The 3,272-nt window shown below is 69.7% G+C and carries 5 protein-coding genes; 3 read left to right on the forward strand and 2 right to left on the reverse strand.

Translation table 11 applies throughout. The features are described from left to right. Positions 1 to 581: M3 family metallopeptidase (locus VHK87_RS14805; protein ID WP_329635658.1), on the forward strand; the 581-nt coding region annotated here is incomplete at its 5' end. A gap of 39 nt (positions 582 to 620) precedes the next feature. Here VHK87_RS14805 and VHK87_RS14810 read toward each other — a convergent pair. Continuing rightward, the gene (locus VHK87_RS14810; RefSeq protein ID WP_329635659.1) at positions 621 to 941 is read right to left on the reverse strand and encodes a hypothetical protein; all 321 of its coding nucleotides are present in this window, start codon (positions 939 to 941) and stop codon (positions 621 to 623) included. Positions 942 to 1,096: 155 nt separating this feature from the next. On the opposite strand from VHK87_RS14810, the gene VHK87_RS14815 reads away from it, so the two are divergent. Both VHK87_RS14815 and VHK87_RS14820 read left to right on the forward strand, forming a co-directional pair. After that, the gene (locus VHK87_RS14815; RefSeq protein ID WP_329635660.1) at positions 1,097 to 2,149 is read left to right on the forward strand and encodes an alpha/beta hydrolase; all 1,053 of its coding nucleotides are present in this window, start codon (positions 1,097 to 1,099) and stop codon (positions 2,147 to 2,149) included. Positions 2,150 to 2,218: 69 nt separating this feature from the next. Then, positions 2,219 to 2,458 (forward strand): aa3-type cytochrome c oxidase subunit IV, encoded by a 240-nt coding sequence (locus VHK87_RS14820; RefSeq protein ID WP_329635661.1) that lies wholly within the window; start codon positions 2,219 to 2,221, stop codon positions 2,456 to 2,458. Positions 2,459 to 2,595: 137 nt separating this feature from the next. Here the strand turns inward: VHK87_RS14820 and VHK87_RS14825 are convergent. Further along, on the reverse strand, positions 2,596 to 3,272 hold a 677-nt coding region (locus tag VHK87_RS14825), incomplete at its 5' end, for a M23 family metallopeptidase (protein WP_329635662.1).

Below are 3,272 nucleotides of genomic sequence, written 5' to 3' on the forward strand. Positions count from 1 at the left end.
GCACGCTCTTGGCTGACACCCCGCTGACCTTGGCCGAGACCGCCTCGATCTTCGGCGAGGGGCTGGTGTTCGAGCGGCTGCTGGCCGAGTCGACACCCGACGAGCGGCGCGGCCTTCTGGCCGGCAAGATCGAGGACGGCCTCAACAGCGTCTTTCGCCAGATCGCCTTCCACCAGTTCGAGACCGAGTTCCACGCCCGCCGGGCGCAGGGCGAGCTCTCGCCGGAGGAGATCTCCAGGCTGTGGCTGAAGGTGATGGGCGACAGCCTGGGGCCGGCCATCCGGCTCAACCCGGGCTATGAGCACTACTGGGCCTACATCAGCCACTTCGTGCACGCCCCGTTCTACGTCTACGCCTACGCCTTCGGTGACCTGCTGGTGCGCGGGCTGATGGAGAAGCGGCGGGAGGATCCAGCCGGCTTCGCCCCCCTCTATGAGGAGCTGCTCGCCGCCGGCGGCACGCGGACCTACGTGGAGGCGCTGAGGCCCTTCGGCCTCAATCCCCGTGAGAAGGCCTTCTGGGCCGCCGGCGTGAAGCAGATGGAACGCCTCGTCGACGAGTTCGAGGCGCTGGTTTCCTAAACCCTCTCCCCCCGCGCCGCGGGGGGAGAGGCCTAGACTTTAGTGTCCGGCGGCTGGCGCGGCAGGCGCGGTCGTCGTCGCGGTGCCGGCGGCGGGGGCGGCGGCCGGATCCATCGTCGGCGCGGTGCTGGTGACCGCACCGGCGTCGGTGGCGCCGGTGGCGGCCGCGGCGGCGGCCTGGTCGGCCGCGGCCTTCAGCTGGGTGTCGCTGACCTGTTCCGGCGGCGCGTCGGTCGAGACTTCGGCTTCAGAGGTGGCGGTTTCGCTCTCGGCTTCCCGGTCGCCGCAGGCGGCGAGGGATCCGGCCAGCGCCAAGGCGGCGGCCAGGCCGATGAGGCGGGCGGGCTTGTACGAGGTCATGACGAGCTCCTGTTGATCACGAATGCGAGAGGGCAAACGGCCAAGGTGGGGCCGCGGTTGCAGCTGAGCTGTGACTCCTCGGCGCTTGCCATTTCTCAAACGCCCGTTAGTCAGCATCGCGCAATCTTGTGTGCGATAGCGAGGGGTAGCGGCTGATGGCCGAAGACGCATCGCCGGCCGTCAAGCCGGAAGCCTTCGACGACGACCGCCCGGTTCACACCGAGCCCGGCGAGCTGCCGCCCGAGGTGCAGTCGCCGCTGGCGCCCTTCGAGGGCCGCGAGCCGGACGCGCCGCAGTGGTTCAAGGACGCCATCGCCAAGGCGCCCGAGCGCCAGTTCGTCGAGTCGCTCGGCACCAAGATCGAGCTCCTGACCTGGGGCAAGGTCGGCAAGCCGGGCCTCCTCCTCGTGCACGGCAACTCGGCGCATGCCGATTGGTGGAGCTTCATCGCCCCCTTCCTGGCGGAGGACTACCGCGTCGCCTCCATGTCGCTGGCCGGAATGGGCGCGTCGGACTGGCGCGAGACCTACGCCTTCCAGGATTTCGCCGAGGACGCCGAGGCCTGCGCCCGGGCGGCGGGGCTATACGAAGGCGGCCGCAAGCCGATCTACATCGGCCACTCGTTCGGCGGCTCGCAGGTGTTCTTCGCCGCGGCGAGCCACCCGGATCGAATGCATGCGGCAGTGCTGGTGGACACCGGCTTCGGCGGCCCGCCCCCGGCCCAGCAGAAGGAGATGGAGCGCCGCGCCGAGCGGGTGCGCAACATCCCCACCACCGACCGCGCGAACCGGGTCTATCCGGACATCCCGACGGCGCTGAAGCGCTTCCGATTCATGCCGCCCCAGGCGCCTGGCCACTTGTTCGTCGCCGACTTCATCGCCCGCAAGTCGTTGAAGGAGGCGCCGCTGGAGGACGGCTCGGGCATGGGCTGGACTTGGCGGTTCGACCCGGCGATGTGGAACAAGCTGGACCGTACGGCGATGAACCGTCTGGCCGAAGGCGGCCCGCCCGACGTCAAGGTGCCCGTCGCCCACATCTACGGCGAAAAATCCGGCGTGGCGCAGCGCCGCCTGCAGGGCGGGGGCTCGCCGCTGCCTAAGGACATGGTCCAGATCGCCATCCCCGACTCCAACCATCACATCATGGTCGACCAGCCGCTGGCCCTGGTGGCGGCGCTTCGTGCGCTGCTCGCCGCCTGGCCGGCTTGAGCGGCGCGGCGCTCTCGTGTAGCACCCGGCGCAAGTTCGACTGTTCAGACAGAGAGACCACGTAAGCTCATGGCCGGACCTGCCTCCGACTATCACCGCGGCGAGATGGACATCTCGGAGCAGACCTCGACCTACAAGCTGGTCATGGGGATGACCAAGTGGGGCTCGCTGGCCATCGCGGTGGTCGTGCTGTTCTTCACGCTGCTGTTCTGCACCGACGCCGGCTTCCTGGGCTCGCTGTTCGTCTCCGTCGCGGCGACCGTGATTGGCGTGCTGGTGCTGCGCGAGCGCGCCGGCGGCGGCCACTAGGGCTTCGCGCCTCTCCAGAAAGCGAAAGGCCGGGCCGTGAAGCTTGTGCTTCTACGACCCGGCCAAAGCGACACAGCCATGGAGAGCTAGGCTGACAGGCCTAGCTTATACAACTCCGCGGCCGTACGGAAGCGGTCTCAGAGACTGATTTCGAAGGTCTTTCGCGCGGCCTCCTGGCCATCCGCGCGGATCACCACATAGGTCGCTTGGTAGCGGCCCCTTGGCCAACCCTCCGGCGGCCGCTTCTTGCCCACGAACATCATGTGCTGGGCCCGCGGGCGCTGCAGCGGCTCGCCCCGGCTCGTGGCGACCGTTCCGCCGGCCGGCCCCCGCAGCGTCAGCTCCTGCACATCCCCCGGCTCCAGGTTGATCGCGCGGACATAGGCGACGAGGGCTGGAGCATCCGGGCCGGCGGGCGGCAGGGCGCCGGCTTCCAGCGCCTCCATCTGCACCGCGGCCGACGTGAAGCCGGCGTTGAGCACCGTCTGGCGCTTGTAGGCGAGCTGTGCCAGCGCCGCGGCGTCCCACAGCGGGTTCTGCGCCTGGCAGGCATCTCCCCCGGCCGGGACGAACGGATCGACCATCGTGCCCGCGCGGCGGACGGTGATGTGCAGGTGCGGGTATTCGGTCATGCCCGAGAGGCCGATGCGCCCGATCGGCTCGCCGGCCGCCACCTTCTGGCCGGGCTGCACGCGAAGGCTGCCCTGGGCCATATGGCAGTACTGGGTCTCCCAGCCGCCGCCGTGGTCGATGACCAGGCCGTTGCCGCAGTCGCGCCCGTCGACCGCGCCGGTTCCGGTCTGGCGCACCGAAA

Source organism: Phenylobacterium sp. (assembly GCF_036263695.1).
GTDB lineage: Bacteria > Pseudomonadota > Alphaproteobacteria > Caulobacterales > Caulobacteraceae > Phenylobacterium.

Coding starts and splice junctions, on each gene's coding strand:
- VHK87_RS14820 (WP_329635661.1), top strand. CDS start 2,219: ATGGCCGGACCTGCCTCCGACTATCACCGCGGCGAGATGGACATCTCG.
- VHK87_RS14810 (WP_329635659.1), bottom strand. CDS start 941: ATGACCTCGTACAAGCCCGCCCGCCTCATCGGCCTGGCCGCCGCCTTG.
- VHK87_RS14815 (WP_329635660.1), top strand. CDS start 1,097: ATGGCCGAAGACGCATCGCCGGCCGTCAAGCCGGAAGCCTTCGACGAC.